17 protein-coding genes are annotated in these 23811 nt (G+C 52.9%); 12 read left to right on the top strand and 5 right to left on the bottom strand.

What is annotated here, in order from left to right; all coding sequences use genetic code 11:
- The first annotated feature begins 302 nt into the window (after positions 1-302).
- The 12 genes from EKK48_01265 to EKK48_01210 all read left to right on the top strand — a co-directional run bounded on the left by EKK48_01265 (position 303) and on the right by EKK48_01210 (position 18474).
- Positions 303-1181: a hypothetical protein gene (locus EKK48_01265; protein RTL45998.1), complete on the top strand. Its 879-nt coding sequence runs from the start codon at positions 303-305 to the stop codon at positions 1179-1181.
- Positions 1182-1219: 38 nt separating this feature from the next.
- Positions 1220-1897: a hypothetical protein gene (locus tag EKK48_01260; protein ID RTL45997.1), complete on the top strand. Its 678-nt coding sequence runs from the start codon at positions 1220-1222 to the stop codon at positions 1895-1897.
- Between the two features lie 18 nt (positions 1898-1915).
- Positions 1916-3793, top strand: a complete 1878-nt coding sequence (locus tag EKK48_01255) for a TolC family protein (protein ID RTL45996.1) — start codon at positions 1916-1918, stop codon at positions 3791-3793.
- Positions 3794-3829: 36 nt separating this feature from the next.
- Positions 3830-6655, top strand: coding sequence for a hypothetical protein (locus EKK48_01250; protein ID RTL45995.1), 2826 nt, complete (start codon positions 3830-3832; stop codon positions 6653-6655).
- 37 nt (positions 6656-6692) lie between these two features.
- The gene (locus tag EKK48_01245) at positions 6693-11612 is read left to right on the top strand and encodes a hypothetical protein (GenBank protein RTL45994.1); all 4920 of its coding nucleotides are present in this window, start codon (positions 6693-6695) and stop codon (positions 11610-11612) included.
- Between the two features lie 136 nt (positions 11613-11748).
- Positions 11749-12378, top strand: a complete 630-nt coding sequence (locus tag EKK48_01240) for a hypothetical protein (protein ID RTL45993.1) — start codon at positions 11749-11751, stop codon at positions 12376-12378.
- A gap of 4 nt (positions 12379-12382) precedes the next feature.
- Entirely contained in the window at positions 12383-12775 is a 393-nt protein-coding gene (locus EKK48_01235; GenBank protein ID RTL45992.1) for a hypothetical protein, read from the top strand.
- Positions 12776-12903: 128 nt separating this feature from the next.
- Positions 12904-15702, top strand: a complete 2799-nt coding sequence (locus EKK48_01230; protein RTL45991.1) for a hypothetical protein — start codon at positions 12904-12906, stop codon at positions 15700-15702.
- Positions 15703-15784: 82 nt separating this feature from the next.
- A complete protein-coding gene (locus EKK48_01225; GenBank protein ID RTL45990.1) occupies positions 15785-16141 on the top strand; it encodes a hypothetical protein in 357 nt (118 codons plus the stop codon).
- Positions 16142-16750, top strand: coding sequence for a hypothetical protein (locus EKK48_01220; GenBank protein RTL45989.1), 609 nt, complete (start codon positions 16142-16144; stop codon positions 16748-16750).
- Between the two features lie 293 nt (positions 16751-17043).
- On the top strand, positions 17044-17670 hold the full coding sequence (locus tag EKK48_01215; GenBank protein ID RTL45988.1) for a hypothetical protein: 627 nt from the start codon (positions 17044-17046) through the stop codon (positions 17668-17670).
- A 171-nt stretch (positions 17671-17841) separates the two neighbouring features.
- Positions 17842-18474 (top strand): hypothetical protein, encoded by a 633-nt coding sequence (locus EKK48_01210; protein ID RTL45987.1) that lies wholly within the window; start codon positions 17842-17844, stop codon positions 18472-18474.
- Between the two features lie 63 nt (positions 18475-18537).
- Here EKK48_01210 and EKK48_01205 read toward each other — a convergent pair whose 3' ends face one another.
- From EKK48_01205 to EKK48_01185, 5 genes are all read right to left on the bottom strand, one after another.
- A complete protein-coding gene (locus EKK48_01205; protein RTL45986.1) occupies positions 18538-19065 on the bottom strand; it encodes a hypothetical protein in 528 nt (175 codons plus the stop codon).
- A gap of 47 nt (positions 19066-19112) precedes the next feature.
- Positions 19113-20894, bottom strand: a complete 1782-nt coding sequence (locus tag EKK48_01200; GenBank protein RTL45985.1) for a VWA domain-containing protein — start codon at positions 20892-20894, stop codon at positions 19113-19115.
- A 63-nt stretch (positions 20895-20957) separates the two neighbouring features.
- Positions 20958-21494, bottom strand: a complete 537-nt coding sequence (locus EKK48_01195; protein RTL45984.1) for a hypothetical protein — start codon at positions 21492-21494, stop codon at positions 20958-20960.
- A 1-nt stretch (position 21495) separates the two neighbouring features.
- Positions 21496-22053, bottom strand: a complete 558-nt coding sequence (locus tag EKK48_01190; GenBank protein RTL45983.1) for a tetratricopeptide repeat protein — start codon at positions 22051-22053, stop codon at positions 21496-21498.
- Positions 22054-22247: 194 nt separating this feature from the next.
- A complete protein-coding gene (locus EKK48_01185; GenBank protein RTL45982.1) occupies positions 22248-23591 on the bottom strand; it encodes a LysM domain-containing protein in 1344 nt (447 codons plus the stop codon).
- Positions 23592-23811: the final 220 nt, after the last annotated feature.

The following is a 23811-nucleotide window of genomic DNA, read 5'->3' as shown; positions in this document are numbered from 1 at the left end:
CACGGAAAATTTTGCTGCGCCTCGTTTTGAGGCGCCTCTTTAAGATGAAATGTATTCTGCACAACAAATTAAGCTAAGAATCGTTATATGCATATTGACAAGGCGCTTAGAATCATTAAAAATTAGTCACTTCGCCAGCTGAATTGATATTGCACGCCCATTTTTCGGAGATTAAAATTACCAAAACTTGTTAGACTGAATCTTGATCATATAAGCCTCGCACCTTTGGCGTTATCCACTTACTAGACATTTATTGAGGCTTAGTGCTCGCGACTCCCAAAGTATCCTCTGGAGGGATATTTGTGAAAGTACAGCGTGCGCCGCTCGTGGCAGCAACTCTAATCTTTTTGGCAGGAGCAGTAATGCCCCCTGCATACACTCAACTTCCCCCGACGAACATGGGCAAGTGGGTGCATCAACCTGGCGATAATCAGTACGGTTCACAAGCTCAGGCTTCACGACATGCGCTTCCACCTCAGATGTCAGCTCCAGTTCAGACAGGTGGTGGTGGCGGCTATGTAGGCTGGACACCAACACCACGCCCGTTCAAGCCTGATGTTTCTCTAGACCCGATTGCAGCTGACGAACCTGTTCCTCCAGCTGGTTTTCCTCCGCTTCCTGAGCGGCTCGACCTGCCTGTTCAGAGCAGCTGGGCTGGTGGAGCGACTGGCGGCGGCGGCTGGCGAGGAGCCGGTGGCGGTGGTCAATCTTATGGAGGTGCATCAGCTCCAGGCATGTCTGGCGGCGGCGGATCGGCTCCTTCATATCAAGGAAGCCACCAGCACTACAATCACTACGACCCGGGCAGCTTTGGTCAGAGCGCCAGTCATGGCTATTACAAAGCCAACACCCCAGCTCCACCGAACTCCGATTATTACTCTTCCGGCGGTGCTCCAGGCATGGGCGGAGCCGCTCCCACAGACGCAGAGCGACAACTCCGGGCGATGGGTAAAGAGCCTCGTCTCAACCCTAAAGCAGATGTGAATGCGGCTCCTGAAGCGCCGCAACCGGTTGTTGTAAACCAGGCGACCACTCAAGATCTTTCACTGCCGGAAGACGATTTCGCCTACCAGAGACCAGGTCAGAACAACACAGTGGGTAAAAGGTTAGGTAGAAGCGTCAAGCGGGCGATTCTCAGACCGATAAATTCAGCCGGCAGTTATGCCGGTATCAATTTTTAAATGGCAAATGGCGCATGGGCAAAGGCAAGGAGTTTAGTATGACAGTTTCCAGATTCAAAATTTACAGTCTAGCGGTGCTGAGTTTCAGCTGCGTTGGCGCTTTGAGTGCGGTTGCTCCGGCCTGGGCGCAGGGCACAGTGTCAAAGAATGCAACTGAAAAATCGACCTGGCATGTGGCTCCCAGAGAAATTCAAATCATCGACGACAGACCGATTATTCGCGACTTCCGTGAAGCACCTGTGATGCCTCAACAGATCCAGCTGCCTCCAGGACCGGTTGGTTCTGGTGGTGGATATGGTGGCAACGGAGCCGGAGCTCTAGCCGGTGGTCCCGGAAGCACAATTCCGGCTGGTGGCATGCCTCTGGGCGGCAACCAGGGATACAGAACTCCGAGTGAGCCGATGGGGGCTCTGCCGAAGTCTGGATTCGGCGGCACTAACATTCCGGCTCGCGGTATGGGGCCGAAAGGTATGCTGCCATCTGGTTTCAGCACCAACGGCTTGAACGGCAAAATGCTCAATCAGAACAAAGCGTCAGGAGCCGGTGCCGGTGCTCCACATGGCATGGCGCCTTCGACCGGCAGGTCTAACGGAAATTACAACGGCCCGGCTGCTGCTACTTACAGCGGCGGATACGGAAACGGTTCTGGTGCCGGATACGGTGGCAGTGCCAGTCGAACGGAGTCAATGGTTCGCGGTTCGCTTCTGCGGAAATAATGTGAGGGAAAGGTTCGCTTGCGCTTAAAAGAGTTACTGCTGATTTCATCAATTTTTCTGGCCGGCTGTGCGCAGCAGGGCGGAGGAGGAAATTCGGCTGCAACTGTTTCGCAACCAGGAGCTGGTATTCTCGGCAGCTTGAGACCGAAAACCGACCCGGCTGTGGTTGAACGCATGCGACTGGAAGAGCAAGCGCGACTCGAAAAACAGAAGGCCCTCGAGGCTGCCGCTCAGAGAGCTGACAATCAGGTCAGTGCAGACGGCATGGGCAGAGTGTTGCCCAAGGTGTCGATGGATCCAATCGCGCCACCAGCTGAAGAAGTCGCCAACTCGAACGGTCCTATATTTACTCCCGCCAATCAGTCAGGTGCTTCTCCTATACCTGTGCCGACCGGCGGATCTTCAAGCAGTGCGCCTTCTGCCATGACCTATGGAGGCACCAGTGTTCCAGGACCACCGCCAGGAGGCGGTGTCGGCGGTGGGCTCGTGCCGCCACCACCGGCAGTGACATTGTCGACGCAAGCAAATATCGGAATGCCGGCCGGCATGCCGATGGACCCAGCTGCTATGTATGCGAATCCATATATGAATCCATATGCGATTCCTTACCCGATGCAAAACATGCAGGCCATGGTTCCGCCCGCTCCTCAGGTGGCGCTGGCCAGACCTTCAGGCAGTCCATTTGCCACAGGACCTCGTTCGTCTGCCGATGATGATGAGGGCGGTAGCGTCCAGGAGAAGAGGCGCGCCAACTTCGTGCCCATAACTCCGACTGGTATGGAGGCTCGCTCCGCATACAAGCAGCGTGATGATTTGAAAGCTCTATGGAACGGTGTTCTGAAGAGCAACGCCATGTCACTTTTGATGAAAGACGAGAAATTCGCCTCGCAGCTCGGTCAGGTAGACATCGGTCTGCCCGGCGAAGCGACGAGAGGCAGCTTCTCGATTTCGCAAAGACAGGTCGATGCAGTTTTCAAAAATAACTCGCTCGACAAACGCATTCTGCAACCTGTTCGAAAAGTACAATCAGACCTTGTTCAAGCTTACTATCGTTATCTTTACAGCTACAACAAATATGCCCTTGCCCAACAGACCGTAGCTGCCAGGAAACAAGAAGCGGAAGTGGCCAGCTCTGACTCAGAGCGACAGCGCGCCGCAGCCGATCAATCTCAGGCTCAATCTGATGTTGACTCGGCCAAAGACGATATGAAGTCTGCCCAAACTGAGTTGTCGATGATTGCAGGACCGCAAGCCGCCAAGTTCATTATCAGCAAGGTCTCGGGCGTGACGCCTACCAATGATGCCCTGGCATCATCAGGTGGTGATTCTTCAGATTCCAAATCTGGAAATTCAGGTGGCGGCATGTTCGGCTTGTTCCACTTCGGTGGTGGCGGCGGCAACGAAAAGAAGAAAGCCTCACCAGCGCTGACGGAAACCAAAGTGGCTTCTGCACCGGCTGACACAAAAAAGGAGAAAGAGACAAAGAAAAAAGGAAAGAAAGACTCCAGTGCCTCAAGAGAGAAGACAGCCGACCTGTCTCCCGCTCCTGAAGCATCTGAAAGCACCGCTTCTAGTGAGCCCGTGCCCCTGGCTCCAAACGGAATTAGCTTCGAACTCAAAAACGTTAACGTCACTGCTCGTAAGTCGATTTTGACCGTGAGCATTAGAAACGGCAGTGCTAATAGCTTCAGCTTTAGCCCCGATGTGATCTCCATCTCTGAAGGCAACCACAAACTTTCAGAAGCAGCCGTAAGAGCTGACTTCGACCAGACAATGGTGCAGCCTAATTCTGAAGTGAAAGGAACGATCACGATTTTTGGACGCCCCTGGAACGATAGATTGGCAGTCAGTCTCTCAGAGGGCGGCAAGACGATACAAATGAGTCGAAAACAGTAAAAAGCGCGATGCATACCCATTTCAGGTAGAAATATAATGAACACACCCACACTTACTAAGAGCCTGGACTTCAAAAAAGCCCTCGGGGGGATTTTGCCGGCTGTGGCTCTCATGATGGGAACAGCGACCGCAGGCTTTGCCGCTCCTAATGACCTTGTTACTAACGCCCAGGGGCAGATTGATGACGTCAATCCGAACACTGCCTACAACATTCGCGTCAGCTATGGAAAGCGTTTTCCTTTCATGCAGGAAGCCTGGAATCGCGACACGCTCGAGAAGATTCTCAACGGTCAGAGCAATGGTGATACCGGCGATGGCAACGGCCGTACAGCCGGGGCAGGTCGCAACCAGACTACAGGAGCCGCAACGGCAGGAGCAGGCACGGGCAATTCTGCAGGCGGCACAGAAGCAAATATCAAAAAGTCAAAGTTGACCACAGAGAAAGATGCGGTCAAAGTACTGGCTTACGACATCATGGTCAAGCCTTTCGGTCAGCCCGGTCACTACCTGCCTGGCGCCGATCCGCTGCACCAACCGCAGTATGCGAGTCAGGGCGATTCGCTCATACAATATGAGCAGCCAAAACTGGAAGCCATGGATCAACCAAAGACCATGCGCGACCTCGAGCTTTTCCAAAATTGTCTTACTACATTCGGATTGCCTTGCTCTGATACTCAGTTTCAGATGATCGATCGCGAAAATAACCAGCGTATGCTGGAGCTTGCTTTCGACCCGGAACGCTTCTACTGGGCCTCTACCATTCAGGGTCAGTTGCAAACGGCTTCACTGGCTAACGTTCTGGCCGGCTCTTCTGAAGCTGCTTTCAAACAAGCCACTGCGCGTATCGTGCAGGCTGACGGCGGCGGCGGTAACGGTGCCGGAGGCGGCGCTGGTGGCGCCGGTGGTGCACCTGTCGGAGCCCTGATCAACATCGCTAACGAGCAGTCGGGTGTGCCTACTGCCGCTGACAATCCGTACAAGACAGTGCCACAGGCTGTCTGGATGGTTCAGCAGATGTACAAGTTCGTTTTCGTGCCTCTTGCTATTCTCTTTTTGCTGCCGGGCGCAGTTATGACTCAGGTTAAGAGTCAGATCGTCCAGGGTTTCAGGCTCAATGCCGAAGACCAATCGAGCCCATTTGAAGGCATTTTGCGATCTGTAATCGCTGTGTTTTTGATTCCGGCTACTCAGCTTATAGTCAGTTATTCGATTGACGTGGGCAACTCGATGGCCTATAGCGTCAAAGACTGGGTTGATTTGCAACTGATCTTCGACTGGTCGAGAGAACTCACTTACAACACTCCCATCGATAAGAACAACAACACTATCAATGCCACGGGGGCTGCCAGAAATAACGGTGCCAACGGGCAGAACGGAGGCGCCGCTCAAGGCGGCGGTTTCCTGGGCAGCATCAGCGGATTCCTCGGCAGCATACCGATCGTGGGTGGTTTTCTGCAGAGCGGGTTCAACTCTCTCGCCAGTTTCCTTGGTGCATCAGGGGAGGGTCTGGGTAGCGATACTCCGGAGCAGCAAACAATCTACGAGAACCAGTCATGGTTGAGTTCCGCAATGGAAGCGGCGTTCAATATGGCTACGTATCTCTTCTCGTCGGCAGTCATAGTGTTGGGGGCGTATCAGCTCGTCTTCGTATGCTATCTCTATCTGCTTGGACCGTTAGCCGCAGCTTTCTTCGCCTGGCCTCGCATTCAAGCGCAGTCATCGCAGAAGTTGTTCACAGACGTTTTTTCCAACTGGGTTAACGCCGTCATCGTCGTGTCGCTCTGGCGATTCTACTGGATGGTTCTGCTGGCGATCATGACTCAGCGCATCCTTTATATCCAGGATTCGGGTGGCGCCAGCAACCTGCAATGGGAAGTGGCCGTGTTTACCTGCTTGCTCGGTTTGATGATGTGGGTTCCATTCAATCCATGGAGTTTCGACCCTGCCGCAGCATTTGAGACCGCTAACGCTGCCGGTCAACAGATGATGAAGGGAGCGTCTGGCGCCATGGGCTCCGCCGCTCAAGCCGGTGGCATGCCTGCTCAACAAGTGCAGGCGATGCAGGGTCAGATTAATCAGGCTCTGCAACCGATGCAGCAAGTGGCCCAACAATTTGCCATTGCTTCTAACGGTCCGAGCGGTACTGGTTCCGGCTTGTATCAGGGCACCGGCTCTATGGCCGGTATGACTAACTCGGGCGGCACCAGTCCGGGCACCGGCAATGCCAATATGGCAAATGCAAACGTGACGCCGCCGCCAAGCGCCAACTTCGCTGCCGCTGCTCCGGCTGCGAATGCGCCAGTCAGTACGGAAAGTCAACCTACAACAAGTCAGCCGCCGACAAGCGAGTCAGCGGCCGGCAACAATGCAAATCTTGCACTTGCACAAAGTGAAAACCCGACGATTCCGGTCACACCCATGGCCGAGTCGACTCCTCTTACACCTTCCAACGGTGCGACCATGGCAGTGAATACTAATGCTTCGACTGGCGACGTACAGAACGCCATGCCTGAAGCACAGAGCACGATGGCGAGCCTCGGCGTAGAAGCACCTCTTACCAGCGATGGTAACACTGGAGGCGGAAACGATGGCGGTGGCTCCGCCAATATGGTTGCTATGTCTAGCCCACCGATAAGCGGTGCGCAAGACGCAGGCGGCTTGCAAGAACAGAGCGGCGGCACTGGTGGTGGCACTAGTGGTGGTGGCTCTGGCGATTCTTCGATACAGGTGGCGACGTTGGCGGCAGCCAGCAACACGGGCAACTCGAACTCAGGCGGAAGAACTAGCAGTAGTCCGCCGATCGATACCCCTCCTCCACAGGGGAACAATGACCAGACCCCTCCACCCACAGCCTACGCTTAACATTCGCCCCGAGATGCCAGAGATGAGGAAAGATTGTATGAACGTCAAAAGAACGGCCGCTACTCTGATTTTAAGAGTCCTTGCGCTGTTGATGGTGGCATATGCGGTGCCCGGGCTGAGCGCAAGTGCTGCGCCAGCGGCCGGCAACACTACAGGTGACCTCGACGTCAACCCCGGTTACGCAGCTTACCAGCGTGAAATGTACTTCCAGAGATTCCCCGCCGCCCGTGAAGGTGGACCGACTGAAATGGGCGGTCACGACAAGATTCAAGATAAGAAATCTATGGGTCCGGGTAACGTCATTCACAGTAAGTCTGGTCCTGTGTTTAGCTGGCCCATATCCATTCCGACTGCCACGTCGCAAGTGCCGACAAAGCGTGACGAAATGGTCAACGACGACATGTTCAAAACGTTTGGTTACCCGGTTTCAGACACACAGTTTCAGGTAATTCAGCGTTACAACCAGAACAGAATGCTGGAGCAAGCTTTCGACCCAGAAAAGATCATGTGGGCAAGCACCGCTACAGCAGGTATGCAGGCTACCTCGGCTGCAAACAGTGCTGCTTCGGCATCAGTCAACCAGGCTCAAAGCGCTATCGACTTTACTAAGAAGTATTTGACCAACTTCACGGCCGAAGCCGGTAACCGCTGGCAGAAAATTCGCGATCAGTTGTTCATTCCGATGGCAATTCTGCTCTTGCTGCCAGGCGCAGTTCTCGCTCAAGTCAAGGCAATCGTTTCGCAGGGCTCGCCAGTATTGGGTGATACCAATCCTTTCGAGGGTATCTTGCGGTCCATCATCGCCATCTTCTTGATTCCCGCTACTTTCCTCGTCATCAACTACGGTATCGACGTATCCAACTCGATCACGTTTACGATTGCCGATGAGTACAAGCGCATTTTCGGATCAGATATGTATGAAGATGCTCAGTGCGCTCAGAAGAGAGCTTTCCCGGTCAACCCATCCGATAGAAACGATAACGCCGTTATCGCCGGTGAAAATCCGCCTAACGGACAGGGCAACACTGCCTGGGATCCTTATGAAGCTCTGACCTTGAACTTACGTCAATACGACCCTTGCGCCAAAATCGACAGAACTAGAACTCCTGACGAACGAGTGCGCGACGCCAAGAAAATTACGCGTTTGATGATGAACGGTGCCAATGCCGGTTTGACTGGCACCTGGAACGTTATGTGCGCATTTCAGATGGCGTTCCTCTATTACTTGTGGTGCATGGGACCGATCGCCGCGGCTCTCTGGGTCTGGCCGATGCAGCGTCTAAGAGGCGCTCTGCCAAGCTGGATTGAGGGTGTTGTGACACTCTGTTTCTGGAGCTTGTTCTGGAATACGACCGTGCTTCTGATGGCATGCTTCCGCGGTGTCGGTGACTCCGGTACTGTAATCATGTCTGCCTTGAACTTCCTGGCAAACGTTTGCGTCAAGTATGCGTTCGACTTCACTTCTCTGGTCTGTCAGGGAGGTGCCAGCGGCGTCTCCAACGCCGTTCAGCAAGCCATGCAAGGCGGAGCTGCCGCTGCAGGCGGTGCCGGTGGTCATGGTGGCACGGCTGGTGCTCCGGGTGCCAATGCCGGTGCGACAGCAGCCGGAGCGCATCCGGGCGGAACGACAGCTGGTGCTCATCCTGCTGGCGCCGCTGGTCTGAACTCTGCCTTGCGCACAGCCTCGGCTCAGAATGCACATTCTGGTGTCATGGGGAACGCCTCGGGCATACCAGGCCTGACTGGAGACCACGGCGGAATGCCGCTGGCCAGTAGCCTCAGCACTGGTAATACCGCGCTCACTGCCAACCACGGAGGCATGCCGGGCTCCGGTGCCCTCGGTGTCGGTCAGGAAGCAGGGCTGCCTCCAGGCATCAGCGGTCCAGCGGGCAGTCCGACGGGCGGTTTGCCAGGCGGTCATGGAAATGACGGCGGCATATTGCCTGCTTCATTCGCGGGCGGCTCATCTCCGTTCACTTTCGCATCGACAAGCAATGCCGGCCTTGGTGCCGGGCATCCAGGTGGTGGTGATTTCAGTGCTAATGCACTGAGCCAGGGCGCCAATTCACTCGGCTTGCACATGAATAACGGTCATCTGCAGGTCAACCCGAATGCCTTGCATAACTTGCAGAACGGTATGAACGATCCAAATAGTGCCGCTCATCGTGAGTTGGCTGGTGCGATGAACGCGCTTCAGCACGGCGACCCGAGAGCTCTGGCGCAACTTGCCCAGCAAGGTGCTCAGGGTATAAACGGGCTCGACCCGCAGACTTCGCGCGCGCTCGGTGCGCTGGCGATGGATGCTCAACAGATGTACGCCCAGGGATCATCAGGTCTATCCGCTGCTGACATGAGCGCTGTGCAACAGTTCGCCTCGGGCCAGCTGGGACCAGACGGCATGCCGGCACTTGGTTTCAGTCCTGACGGTACTCTGACCAACAACCTGACCGGTGCACCGATCGACTTCTCGAATACGAATCTGACCAACCTGAACAGCATGGCGCTGAATGGTTTGCCAGGTTCCGACCCGACGATGAGCCCCGGCATTACATATGATCCGACTACCGGTCAACCGATGAACAATTCGTTTGCTCAGATGATCGCAGACGGCTCAATGCAGCTGTTGCCGACCAACGGTTTCGATGGGCTGGCTAATACAACCGGTACCAACCTGGCCAATATGAATCTGGTCGACGCAAGCGGCAACCCGCTCGGCGCCGGCATGATCAACGCTCAGGGAGGCTTCGCTAACGGGTTTACACCAAGCAGTGATGTCTACGCCTTGAGCTCGACATCAGGTACGCCGATGGCCATGTACAATGCCGAAACGCATCAGTGGCAAGCCACGAACGCTCAGGGTGTGCCAAACGGCATCACTATGGGTGCCAACGGCGATTGGGTCGCTCCGAGCGCTAATGGATCAGTACCTGTTACTTACGATAACGGTAGTCAATCCTGGTATACATCCAACAGCGGTGGCAATGTCGTATACGACCAGAACGCCGGCGGATTCATCACACCGCAGGGTGTGGCTCTGAATTATGACGGTAATACATATACTGCTCAAAATGACAGCGCCATTCGTTATAACCAGGATCAGAACAGCTTCGTTAGCACCACTACCGGTGCGCCTGTGCAAACAGGTACAGATGGTCAGTGGTACGGCGCCGGCTCGAACGGTTCCGTTGTGCTCAACACGGCTGACAACAATCTGTATATGGCTGGTTCCAACTACGGTGCGCCAGTCTCGTACAGCGCCACCAGTGATTACGGTGGCGGCACGTATGTCGCTGCCGGTGGACAGGTCTACTACGACAACGCCAAAAACTCGTTTGAAGTTGCTGGTAGCGGACCAGCCGGTGGTGCGGCAGTCTCGTACTCCAACGGTACGTGGTATGCCAACGACACGAGCAATCAAGTCGTCTACAATCCTCAGAGCCAACAGCTGGAGGCTACTGGTTCAAGCGCAGCTCTACAATATAACTCGCAGACCGGCACGTACTCCTCTTACGACAATCAGATTCAGTACAACGCTGCTTCTCAGTCGTTCCAGGCTGGCGGACAGAGTGTCACCGCCACCGGTGACCAGTGGTATGCTGCCAACTCGAACTACACTGTTGCCTACGATCAACAGAACCACCGGTTCGAAGCATCAGGCACCACACAACCGCTCGTCTACGGCGAGACACAAGGTGGTGGTCAGGGATGGAGTGCCGCCGGCACTAACGGTGCGGTAGTGTACGATACATCCACGGGCACTTATGCTTCTGCGGGCAATCAGGCACCAGTCTATTACTCGCCGGGAACGTCGGGTGATGGTGGTGGCACTTACTTCGCCTCAGGCACCAATGGTAGTGTCTACTACGACACTTCTGCTCAGACATGGGCTGGTGCAGGAAGCTACGGTCAGCCAGTCGCTTACAGCTACGACAGCACTTCTCACACATGGGCTCCGGCTCAGGGTGGAGGTGGCGGCAATGAATATCGTGTTGATACTTCTGCCGCGCAGCAACAAGCGCAGCAGCAACAACAATACGATCAGCGACAGTTCGCCGATCAGAGCCAATACGCTCAACAAGCGCAGATTCAGCAACAGTACGCTCAATATGCCGCTCAACAACAGCAGCAAGATCAGCAGAATTTTGCGCAGCAGCAACAGCAGCAACTGATTCAGCAGCAGCAAGACTATGCTCAACAACAGCAACTCGCGCAGCAACAAGCTATTCAGCAGCAGCAGCAAGACTACTACGGCCAGCAACAGCTGAATGCGCAGCAGCAAACTGCATATCAGCAAGAGCCGCAGTATCCGCAGTATCCGCAGCAGCAGCAATATCAGAACGTTGCCTTCGACCAATCGGGCGGCGGCTCTGGTGGCGGCTCGAGCGGCGGCGGTGGATTCGAGACCCGTGTCGAAAGCCCGACCAGTTATGGGCAGTCATACGGTTCGGTCGAGAATCAGTTCCTTGCCAACGCGGCCCTGCCCAGCGACGCGGTCGTGCACCACGAGACGCCGCATACGCATCATCACGAGCCGGAGCCGATCGAGCACGCTCGTGCTCAACCGCAAGATTGGGGCTACCAGGGTCACGCCGAGACGGCGAATCATCCGACGTCATCAGCTGACTACTACAGCCGTCCTGCTCAGCCAGGCGGTGGCCAGCCTAAGCCATCAGGCGGTTTAAACGCTTTCGTGCCCGTACCGGCGATGCGACCTCGTCAGCAGCAACCTCAGCCTGGTGCCGGTGGCGGTAAGCCTGTGCCAAAACCACCGCAACAGGGTCAGCATCCGCAGGAGCACCCGCCTGAAGGACCAGTAATCAGGAAAGGCGCCCTTGATATGAATGCCAAGCAGGGTGGGTATGTCACTGATGATGAAAAGCGGAAACGCCAGCAGGAACTGCTGAAAGAGTCATGGGCCGAATATCAAGAAGGACAAAATAACGAAGGAGAAGCCTAGAGCCTGACAGTCTTGATGAATACGACTAGGGTTAACCTGGTTGCATAATTCAGCTAAATCCGTATCATCGTCCACGTGGACAAGGAAAATTCGCGCTTGACCCGCTCACCCGGTGAGCGGGGCTGACGAAGAAAGAATGCACTTAGCAGACATCGCAGTCAAATGCCCAAGCTGTGGGGTTAAATTCAACTCCCGCCAGCTCGTTGTCACCATCGACACGGGTCGACGCAACAGCGAACTAAGGCAAGACTTCGAAGGCCGGGCTGAACAGTATGAACCGTACACTGTTTGCACCTGCCCGAGCTGTGGCCGAGCTGATTGGACGGCACGATTCGAGCCGACCCAGGAAGTAGTGACGCTGCAACAGCCAAACTCCACGCCTCACTTGCAGTTTCGTGCTGCCGCACTGGCTGCGGAGAGAAGCGGCAGAGACTTCTACAACGTCGGGTTGCTCTATTTGCATGCCGCCTGGTGTGCCGACGACAATCGCGCTTATCCTCAGGCTCGGGAGTATCGGAGGCTCTCGGCTGATTCCTTCAAAAAGTCTCTTTTCGACGTTTCGTGTCCCGTCGACCAGCGTATGGAAATAGAATATCTAGTAGGTGAGTTACTCCGGCGCTCCGGCGATTTCGAGGCGAGCAAAATGCACTTCAGGCAGGCTATTCCTCGACTTTCCGCGAAATATGCCTATATGGCCAGAAAGCTCATGCGGCTGGCAGAGGCATCCAGCCTCGAGTCGATAAGGTTCGAGAATGAAGGTAATTAGATAAATGTCGCAAGTTCACAAGGTCATTATTCTCAATAAGCCGCTCAAAATTTTCGACTTTACGCCGATTCAGTTGATCATGCACGTCATTGCCATCATCAGCGGGCTGCTTTTAGCCAGCAACATGCCCAAGGACTGGAAGTTTAACAATGTGCCTGCCGGTGTATTTGTTTTCGTCGCAGTGGTCGGAGCATCCATCGTTCTGGGCAAAATGTCAGAGGTGAAGCCCTGGCTGTGGTGGAAGAACATGGTCATGTATCGACTCGGTCTCGTGCCCAACCTTTTTGTGCCAAAGCCCGAACCTGCACCGCTTTACCCAGATCCCAATATAATTGAAAGTAAGAGGAAGACCGAGCAGTACTACGTTGAAGCTCAGGATCAAGCCGCCCCTCGCTAAATGGCTGATAAAACGAGAATTCAACTGCCAAAATGCCAGTATCGCTTAACTGGCGCTTCGGATAGGCTATTCTAAGAACACGCAAGACAATTTAAGAACACGCAAGTTTTCGCATCGGGTATCAAACAATGGCAGAGGGAGCACGACCAAGAGCAAACAGAAGAGCTGCTCCGTCGCGCCCATCTAAAGGTAAATCGAAGCCATCCGGTGGTAATGGAAACGGAAACGGTGACGGCGGACGGACAATTCCGCTTACTCCTGAACCTTCACTGAACAATGTAATCGGCGGCTTCTACAACTCTTTGCCCCCAATGGTAAGAGAGCTTTTGCCCTTCGGCACCACAGGCGGTGGTGGCGGCGGCGCTGACGATGAAGGGGGAGAGCCGCCCAAAGACAAGCGGGGCGAGACGAGTTGGCAAGATGTCTGCTTCGTGCACTCGATTCCCGGCGACGATCAAGATGAAGGTCTCGTCGTGCTGGCAGACGGCAGTATGCGCCGGTACATCATCTGCAAGGGCATAAACGCTTTGCTGTTCGATGAAGCCGACCGCGAAATGATGGCGCGTAACTTCGCTCACTTTGCCAATTCTTGCGATTCGGACATTCAAGTCATTATCAAAGCCCGAAACCTGCCTGTCGATGAATATCTGTCGCGATACCAGATTTTGATCAAGACAGAGAACGATTACTTGAAATGGTACGCGGACTACACCGACAAGTGGTTCAGGCGCGTACAAGACGTTCACTTCGTTCCACAGCGCGACTTCTATGTGGTGGTCAGTTATCAACCGCCTGATTGCAAAACTTCTTCAGGAAAGCCGTGGCACGGCAGACGATCGATTCAAAAACACGAGGAATATCTCGAGACTCTCAATCGATTGACTAAAACATGTTTGGAACAGTTGCGCGCCTCCAACTTGCGACCAGTGACTCTGTCGCGACGCGAAGTGCGCAATTTGCTTTATTCAGATTTGAATCCAAGCCTCTCGCAACGCGAGCCTGAGGCGCCGCCGAGCCGAGCCGGTGTCTCTGAAGCATCATGTCTGGCCGGTTCTGCCATGAAGGTCGCTGATGAGCATCTCTGGCTGGACGGACGATTCATCGGCACTCAATACATGCAACAGCCTCCTCACGAAACGTGGATGGGATGGCTTGTAGACTTGCTCACGCTCAGCGTTGAGTACACGTTGTCGATGTTCATTCATACATGCGATCAAGATAAAGTCCGCAACTCTCTGAAGATGAACTATCGACTCGGCGTTGTCACCAGTACACAACTTGCTACTCCCGACCTTGAAGGTCTGGAATCGACAAGACGCGCAGCATCAGCTATTCAAGAGTTTTTGCGCAGCTCGAACAAAGCTTTCGACATAAGCATGTACATCACGACCAGCGCAGAAAGCCCTGAACGTCTTGCTCAGAACACAGACGAAATTCGGCGCGTTTTCAAAAACCGCGGTGCTATTCTCGACCGCGCACAGCTTCTCCAGCTTGATGCCTGGCAATCTACACTCGCCTCGGGTGTGGACAAACTTGCCATCGTTCATCGTGTCATGTCACCAATCGTTGGAACGTTCTGGCCGTTCTTCACTGCCAGTTGCGGAACTCCAGACGGTGTGCCGTTTGGCTTCGCTATCGCCTCGCGAGAACCTGTGCTCCTCAATCCGTTTTTCAGAGGCGCGGGTAAAGACGCGAACAACATGTTCGTTGTAGGAACTACCGGTGCCGGTAAATCTTTCGCTGTTTCCATGCTGATCTTGCGTCTGCTGCCGCTTGGCACGCGCTTTGTATTGATTGATAAAACCGTCGACAAAAAAGGTGCATATCGATTCATCACCAAAATTCTCGGTAGTGAATTGAGTGACTACATCGACCTTGGTCCCAACTCTGGAAACATGATCAATCCGTTCGACTTGAGCGCCGACGATCAAATGGAGTACGGGCCTGATGGCGAGAAGCGCCGTGCAGGCGAACCTTCTGCCGATAAGATAAGCTCGCTCTTGTCGCTGCTAGACTTGATGCTCGCGCCTGAAGGTCGCGAGGAATTGAACGTAGAAGAGAAGTCTCTTCTTGATGGATTGATACGCGTTGCGTACATGGACGCACACTTCCGCGGCACTGTGCCGATTATGTCAGACCTGGCGAGAGTGACTGCTCAAGCGGCTGCCGATGAGGTCGATCCGCTTCAGCGCGACCGCTTGCAGATGTTCGCTCGTGGACTATCGTTGTACACCAAAACTGGTGCCTTCGGTGGTCTTGTAGACGGTCATACCAACATCGACGCTGAAAAACTTTTGCTCGTGTTCGACACAAGAGAAGTGAACGAGCCGCGTCTGGAGCGTATTGCCGTATTTATTCTGGCAGAATTCATCCGGCGCCGAGCCGCTCATTGCAAGGCGTTCAATATGCGTTTCGCCGCCATCATAGACGAAGCCGCAACACTGATGCGATTCAAAGCCGGAGCCAGGCTGCTCGATGACCTTTCACGAAGAGCCCGACACTACGGTATGATGCTCGTCTCCATTACGCAGCAGTTGAAGGACTTCTTCAGGCAGTCTGAGCAAGCTGATTCGGTCGTGAAGAACTCGCATATGAAACTGATATTGCGGCAAGATCCCAGTGACTTGAAGCTGCTTAAGGAAACGCTGCGATTGACCGATGCAGAAGTCGTCTCGATTGAGAACTTCTCCAAAGACGAAGAGAAGCGCCGAGACAGCCAATGTCTGCTTATCGTTGGCGCGGTGCACGGTACGATTCGATTGGTGCCGAGCCCTATGGACTACTGGATCTGTACTTCCGAGCCTATCAACGATATTCCGAAACGCGAAGGCATGATCAAAGAAGTGCAGCTGAAAAATCCGAAGCTGACGGAAACTGACGCGTGCCGTCAAGCCGTGTATTATTTAGGCGTGCAGCATGAATCCTGATCCTAGAAAAGACTAGTGTTTATCCTATGGAATTGCTTTCTTTTAAAAGTAAGCTTGTAGAGACCGATGGGTGTGAGTAGAAATGGAAAAACTCTTCCGCCCAAATAAATGGTTCGTCGGTTTCTGTGCATTACTCATTATTGTATTCGTATCGTTGCAGTCAGTGAGCCGTATGCGCTTGCAGGGGCTGGCGCAAGCCTGGGGAGCGGAAATTTATACCTGGGACTGGCCGGGGCTGAAACTGCATTCACGCGCGAAGATGACGAAAGCAGATGTTGTGAAGAAAACAGAGTCCGATGCAGTAGTAAAAGTCACCGGCATACAAACGCTGGATTGGTCGGGTGAACAGCCTCAACATAGTGAAACCGAATGTGGTGCGCTATTGACTTTCTATAAGACCAATAATGATTGGGTGCTGGGTAAAGTGGAGCTGCAGTAGATGTACTGGCGAGTAAGAAAATCGAGCGTCGATCAATTAGTGCGTCAGTACGGCGTGCATGTCCTTTTGATTTTCAGCGTGCTCCTTAATGCTCTTCTGATTGTTACGCGCCCGAACCCAGGCAAAACTATCACCAAAGATCAGCGAGTTAACTACGAAAATTTTGCGCGCACAGTTACCCAGCATTTACTTGATACTAATTACATCAGCTATAAAGAGTCGACGCTTGCTCTCATCGAAAAGGAGCTTGCACCTCCTGTAGTGCAAGTGCTCTCCAAAAACGGCATGTTGGCTGCTACGCAGGATGAACTGGCGGCCCAGGCTAAGAGTTTGACAGACTCCCGTCAACTGTCTGCAATCCGCATTGACGAGGTGAACACCAGCGAGCCTAATGCCAAAGGATTGATTCCGATGGATGTGCGCGGAGTGGTGGCAATTCATTCGGCTGAAGAGAGTGGACCGAGCGGTCCCGTCAATTTCAAATTTCGCTATCTGATCGGTAACAAGAGCGACAAAAATGGTCAACCTGTAATGGGCCCTGACGGCAGACCGATGGCTCTTGTGGCTGGGTTTGAAGACCTGTCAAGCAAGGGTGATAATCCTCAATAGCAGTTCGTCCTGTCCAGCTTAGTGAGATCTCTATATCCGACAATCTGGTTTGGAACGATATGACTTCCCAAGGTTAATTGTTCATCGAGTCACCACGAGTTGATGAGTTTAAGCTGGTAGTAACCTTCAGGTGCTCATCCTGAAGCAGTCTGTTTACTCCTTCAGGATGAGCAAATTGAAGAGCTTCAATGGTCCACCTTTCGGCGGTGTTTGAGCGATTGAGCCCGTGGTATATTGGGTGCGACACGGCGCGCAAAACCGTGCACTATAGCAAAGTACTTGAGGTGTTTGCGATGCAATTTAGAAAGGTCGTTTCCGCTGTCTTCAGCACATTAGCAGCAATGGCATTCATCGGTGGCACTACTAACGGTGCATATGCATCACAGCAAGTCAGTGGTGTCGCGATACCTGGTCCCAGCACTAAAGGGAGCAGCGTTTTTGTTTCGAAAGAACCAGCCTTGAACACATACAATTCCTATCTAATTAACTGTCTGAATTTGGGCAAATATGGCGCCGGTGTTAACATTCCGACTCTTTATAGTGGTGACGTAACTAACCTTGGCTATTTCAGCTTTAGTTACATATATTACGAAGTACCAAACAACGGTGCTCCAGTGAATTCAGGCTTTTCTGTTGTAATCCAAACGGATGACGGATTCAGTCGTATTGCTACTAATCCGGCTTCGACGTTCTTTCAAAATAGTAATAACTACAACGTGTATTACCTGTTCATGCCGACCACAGCCTTTTCACCCTCATTCAATGCTCATCAAACCGTTCTTAAAACTGAATCGGTCAGGTACAACGGTTCAGCTGGACCCCTCTATATGTTCTATCCAGTTGTAATTGGTGACAATGGAAGTCTATACAACGAGTTTTCCTTCAAAACGAACCCCGATGCTCGTTTCAATAATCAGTAACCGGTAACTTGTGAAAGCAGCTGTGCTGGATATCCTGGTGATGTCGACTATGAGATATCTATTTGAATGATTTCCAGCGACGTGGCTGTTTGGTCAGGTATGAACGTGATATAGTTCTCAGCTAAAGACTGCTACGGGAAACCCAGTTGTCAGCAAATGCAGGAGCCAACAATGCAACTCAGAAAAATTGTTTCGACTTTACTTGGTACACTAACAGCCGTGGGCTGCATCGTTGGCACCGCGGGTGGTGCACAGGCGGCATCGAATGTCGTGAGCGGTGTTGCCCTGGGTGGCAGTTTCAAAGGCACGAGCACTTACCTGCCGAGCGACCCTGCATACGGCGCCGGCTTCAACTATCACACATACCTGATCAATTCTCTGAAAGGACGTGTGGCTTGTGGAGTCAATCTTCCGACTGTTGAGGCAGGTGTTCTTCCAGATCTCGGTGGATTTCAAGAGTTTCAAATTTATTATGACGTACCAGGGCTGGGGCCAGCTGCGGATCCGGGGCTGAGCGTCGTTATACAGACGGCGGATGGTTTCACACGCATCGCAAATGTCGTTTCCAGTCCCTACGCAACATTCAACAATTACAATGTCTATCAAGTCGATTTGCTTCCAACTGATTTTTCGCCGTCTTTCAACGTCAACCAGACTGCGCTCAGACTGGCCTCAGTGCGTTATAACGGCTCTGGAGGTGCAATCTACATGTTCTATCCTGTTGTCGTAGGTCAAAATGGAATATTAGAAAACAGCGATTTCGCGTTCAAAACAAATTCTGACTTTCGCTTCAACAGCAACTAGGTATTGAACCGTATCGCTATTAAGTCTGAAAAAGCATGACTGACCTCAGTCATGCTTTTTCATCTACTTCGTTCTCACGATCGGGAATGTGTAAGTCTGCGTAAAAGTGAACGAGCCATTTTTTAGGAAGACCGGTCCTTCGAAAAATACAAGAGGAGCAAATGGAGCTCGTGCTGTTGTTGAAGTGGTGACCGTGACGTATGGCGCTTCCTGGGCTGGCGGGTTGCCGCCGTAATCGTTGTAGATCAGGTTTTGTAGTGTTGGAACTTTGATGTAGTTGCCGTCACCCTGGTGCGCCTTCAGAATCGCTCTTATCAATTGAGTACTCTGTGTCGCGTCTTGCCCCTGCGCTGCGGCTCTGGCAGCGTCTCGACAGGCGCGATCGTTGAATTCAGCACCATAAATCAGCACACCTATGTCAGCGGTAAGGATTGTGAATACAAGCATCATGAAACACGAGCACGACAATTCGATCAGAATGCTCGCTCGTTGACTGCGCACTCGTGGACTTATGGCTTGTTTAGTGCCCGAGAGTTCAATGCGCTTTGTGCTCTTCGTTCTTGATGCGGTGAGTGGCGAATGTTTTCGCATGAGTGATTTCCTGACTGAGTAGTGCGTTTCGGGAGAATTGAGCCCGTTCAGCCTGATGCGACAAGCTCAACCAGGTGACGCGCAATCTTTTCGAAGGTCTTGCGCAGCTGACTGCTGTTCGTAACCAGGTTGAATGTTCCTCCATGTCCGGCGATGGCTGCCATGCCACCGCTGGCAGGGTCGTTGTTTGTGTCGTTCAGAATTGCCGTTTCAGCAGCGATGATCGCTGGGTTCTGCGCCAATCCGATAGTGTAAACAGGAATGCCGGCATCTCTCGCTTCAATTGCTGCTTTTCTAGCATTTGTGAGTGGGTTGGAGTCGAGCGGTCCCCCTGGGTTTGTTGGTTGACCATCGGTGAAGAGAACGATCGCTTTCACGCTGCCAGGTCTCGCGTGCATTTGTAGCTCGTGAACAGCTTTGTCGACTGCTGCGCCGATGTTGGTCGAACCCAGCGCAACGCAAGACTTGATTGCGTTATTGACGGTGTTGTAATTTGTATTGCCCGGGGCGGGGTCGACAGGCACCATTGGAAGTGCGAACGGTTTTGCCGGTCCGTAAGGCGTGTTCTGGTCGATGCTGTACCATGATTCCATCGAGTTCGCATCTGTACCGATTTCGCCGTCGAAGGCAACAAAGCCGAAGTGGCAATCGGTATCGGTGTTGATTATATCTGTGAACATCGTTGAGGCATCTTTTGCATCCTTCATCGGTTGCAGTCGTGCTGCCGCTGCTTGTTGATATGCATTTTGATAGCCTGCTTGTGGGCTGACGGTTACGGCGGTGTAGGCTTTACTCTGCATAAAAACAGTCTGGTTCTCTAAGTTGCCGCGCGCTGCCTCAACTAAAGTGGCGCGATCGGGAAAACGATAGCCGTTGTATGTGAATCCTGAAAAGCTCTGGTTGCCGTCAATGTTGACGACGAGGTCGGTGAATGCGTTGTTATAGCCATCCCAGGTTGGCGCGGTTCCGGGTGGGCAGTTGCCTGGAGGCTTGCCCTGATCGGGGTATCCGTTCAGAGAGCGCAGCCCTGGAACGCCGGCTTCGCGTGCAAGATTCTCGGTGAATTGCATGTTGAATGCTTGATCCAGAAGTTGAGGTTCCGCCGCGTTCAGGCTTGTGCCTCCTGAACCGGGTTGAAGAATATCGAAGATTTTGCCTTGAGCACTGCCACTGCTTGCGGTGGCGACAGTGTAGACTATTTTGTTTTGGTTCACGTCCCATTTTCGTTTGATAAAGGTGACCGGCGTCTGGTCATCCATTGAGCCTGACACGTCGAAGCAGAAGACAATGTCTAGCTGTGGAACGGCTCCTTTTGCCAGGGCGTTGACGTTCAGATCTTTGATACCCAGATATTTGCCGAATGCTGTAAACGTGCTGAAATTGCTGTATACGCGCACGATTTTTGCATTGGGGCTGGTCAACGGTTCGACCTTGCCGGTTAGTGGATTGACGAATTCGAAAAAGATGTTTGCGCTTCCGTTGTTGGGCACCAGATCTTTGCTGCTGACGATATCTGTATTAGTCAGAGCGGTACCGAGAACGAAATTCTTTTTGAAAATTCCCAGCGCTGTTTGCATGGCGTCGATATGTGCAGCTTGAGGATTCAAGTTGTCTCCACTCGCCAGCGTGGCGACGGCGGCAAGCGCTGCGGCATCCGATGCATTTTGTAGTTGTTGTTTGGCCAGGTGTAATCGACCCACTTCGAATGTGAATATGCCGAGCATAGGAATTAGAACCAGCCCCGCCAGCATGACCAGCGCAATCATCGATTGTCCTTGTCTTTTGCGGAAACTGGAGCGCATCGTCACGTGGGTGATGTTGTATTTCATGTGGGCTGCTGATTCTCAGAATTGGTCGGCGGGGTATTGTGTGCACCATTGGCGATGGCGATGCTATTTATTCAGTCCTTGTGGGTTTTCGCAATATTGACGGTCTGTAAAAGTCAGTGACATAGGCTGAGTTAGTCCAGGTATGTTGGCCAGGTCGCTGCCGTTGTAGAGGATCAGCGGATCGACCGATCCATTGATGGCGACTTCGATTTGATAACTGTTGAGGGATGAATCCGCCGGTTTCGAGAGCGCTGATGACTGCCTCGACTGGTTCAGCGTTTTCAGCTCCGTCGTAATGATGCTTGTTTTGATGGAATTGATTTTGACGCCGGTGAATGATCCAACCACTCTCTTGCTCGCGTAATCTGCGAGTTGAACTGCTGATGGCATTCCGTCTAGGCTGTTTTGATATGTGTGCGCTCTTGCGGCTTCCCATGCGGCATTGTGAGTCGCCGCGTAAAGGAATGTGGTGCGCAGAGTTATGGTCGCTAAATCCATGAATGGAAAAACGAAGAAGAATAGAAACAAAAACAGTGCGAAAGGTCCTTCAACAATGAAGCTTCCGCGGTTCGATCTCGATTGCGTATTGGTTCTTGCCATGTCAGCTCTCCGCGGGCATACGGACGGAATGAGATTGCTGGGTGCGTCCCGGCCTTCCTTCTTCATATGCAGCGACTTTCAGCAGATTCGATAGCTGTTCTTTCATGTAAGGGTCAGTGACAACGTTCAGACCATTCGTGCAGGTTTGAGCGGCTTTCTGTTTTTGATGCAAGGCGATGTAAGTTTCGCTCAATCGTACAAAAGCTTGAGGAAACTTCGGATTCAGTTGAATCGCTTGCTCGAAGGCAATTGCGGCTTGTTGAAAATTGGAGAGATGATAGAGCGATTCTCCCAGCCAGTAACGATCTGAAGCTTCGTTCGAGCCGACCTGTAGCAGTCGTTTGTAGACTTCTGCAGCGGCTGCATACTGTCCACTGCTGATCAGAAGCGATGCTTCCGAGCGCATTTGTTGCATTCCATCCACTCGCGGTTGTGCCAGTGCTAATTGCGCGTTAGGCAACGCTGCGGTCTGTGCACCTTGAGCTATTGCACGCGAGGGGCAAGCGACGGCAGCTAAGATCACAAAACTTGTGCCCATCGATAAACGAAATCGAGACATCCTTTCGAAACTCCTTCCCCGCGCCAACTTTCAAGGGGCAACTTACACGCCGAATGTACTGCAGGCGTTGTAAATCGCGACGGAAAAAGTTGTGTCAAATTTGAGTATTGAGTTCCAGAGATAGCAAAAAGCCGGCTCAACAAGCCGGCTTTGGAATTTCTGCAGTGCGTCCTGGCGAGTCCAGGCTGCTATTTCTAATACGCGTACTGGTCGTCTGTACCGTCGTCAGCTCCGGCTGGGTTGCGGTAAGTCGAGTAGCGTGTGTCGATGCTGACTCCTTGCTGACTTCTGGCGTCTGAATAGTAGTCGCCGGTCGGGTTGGATCCGCCTCTGTACGTGTAATAGTTGGTGCTGCCGTCTCCGGTCGGATACTGCGGTTGATCGGTCGGATACTGGTCGTAGTTTCCATCACCGTTATCGTTGACTTGAACGACTCTTCCCCGTCCTCTTCCGCGATTGCAATTGTAATAGTTATCCTCACCAGACTGATACGGCGTTCGCTGCATTATGCGGCAGCCGGGGGTCGGGTCGTAACAACCACTGCGCTGATCGAAGTAAGCGTTTTCTGCGTACACATTGTTGATGATCGCTGCGCCGCCCCGATCAGGTCTTTGCCAGAGCTGATCCTGAGCGCTTCCTGCACCGGGGTAGAAGGAAGTGCCATCATTTCCTGTGCCGTTGTATGGCGTGTCGTTATAGCGCGGGCGCTGACCTCCATCACCACTATAGGCATAGAGATCGCCGTTGCGACCGGGATTCTGTTGCTGACGATCGCCGCTGTATGCGTAGAGATCGTTTCCGCCCATTGGTCCACGTTGGTCGCCGCTGTATCGATAGACATCGTCGCCGCGGTTGGGCAGGCAGCGATCTGGTCGCTCTTGCTGGCAGCCGGGACCCTGGTTGAAGTATGCGTTATCTGTATAGACATTGTTGACGATGACGCGCGGTTTTGAGCGGTAGCCGGGCGGCGTCACTTCGTTGCCTTCGGAATTTTGCGGCAAGCAACGGTCATCTCTGTCGCCGGGATTTTGCTGCTGTCTTCCACCTGGCTCGATGTGCAATTTCCAGCCGTCTCGGATAAAGTCCGGCTTGGTCATCAAACTTGGATACATGCTTTCGTTCAGCTTGGCGATGCGCTGAATTTCCGCTTTGATTTCCTGGTCGGTGCCCTGCTTTCCGTGATCGTGCAGTTCACGTTGCGCAATAGTCCACAGCGAGTCGCCGTGCTGAACTACATGATCCCCGTTTTCGTCGAGATCCAGTTTTTGTTTACGCAGGGCCTGGGATTGTTGAAACCATTCCTGGGCGCTTTTCGAGGAAAGGCTGTAGTCTGGATGCCAATTGGCTGGGACGTTATCATCGCCGCCGGCCGTATTGTCGTTGCCGTTTTGCCTGCCTGAGCCATCGAACTTGTAGAGATCTTGCCCGCCGGGACGGGGGCCGTTTGTGCCATTACCATTACAATCGCCACTCCAGTTATATAGGTCCGCATCGCTTCTGCGCTGAGGTCCGCGGGTGTCTCGTTCGTTGTCGGACATATTCTTTCTCTCTTTTGCTACTCGGTTGTAGGTTGCGGGGGCTATGCAACATCATTCAACGGGGCACCCTAAGTTAAGCTCGTTTCTCTATCTTTGCATATGGGGATATTCCCACGCGCGCGGACTTTTGAACTTTTGTGAGGGTATTTAGAAGATTACATAAACAGTGTGGCACCGTTGTGAAATTTTCCGGACATTTCAATAGATAGGAACTTTGGAA

Source organism: Candidatus Melainabacteria bacterium (assembly GCA_003963305.1).
Lineage (GTDB): Bacteria > Cyanobacteriota > Vampirovibrionia > Obscuribacterales > Obscuribacteraceae > PALSA-1081.
This window is presented reverse-complemented; position numbering and strand designations above follow the sequence as displayed.